At 64.9% G+C, this 348-nt stretch carries 1 protein-coding gene; it reads left to right on the top strand.

Features of this window, described 5'->3' with window-relative positions; all coding sequences use genetic code 11:
* On the top strand, nt 1-348 hold a 348-nt coding region (locus tag ASE52_RS00085; RefSeq protein ID WP_241776883.1), incomplete at both ends, for an isocitrate/isopropylmalate family dehydrogenase.

Here is a 348-nt window from a genome sequence, read left to right as displayed (position 1 = left end):
GTCTACTCCCGCCACGGGGCCAACCGCCTCTTGAAGTTCGCCTTCGATCTGGCCCAGAGCCGCCCCAAAAAACACGTGACCCTGGCCACCAAGAGCAACGGCATCGCCATCAGCATGCCCTGGTGGGATAAGAGGGCGGACGATGTGGCCAAGGACTACCCCGAGGTCACGCTGGACAAGCAGCACATCGACATCCTCACCGCGCGCTTTGTGCTGCAGCCCGGCCGTTTTGACGTGGTGGCCGCCACCAACCTGTTTGGCGACATCCTCTCGGACCTGGGTCCGGCCACCACCGGCACCATTGGCCTGGCCCCCTCGGCCAACCTGAACCCCGAGCGCCACTTCCCT

Source organism: Acidovorax sp. Root275 (genome assembly GCF_001428965.1).
GTDB classification, from domain to species: Bacteria; Pseudomonadota; Gammaproteobacteria; order Burkholderiales; family Burkholderiaceae_C; genus Acidovorax; species Acidovorax radicis.
The sequence above is the reverse complement of the archived record's forward strand: the minus strand, read 5'-3'. Positions and strand labels throughout refer to the sequence as shown.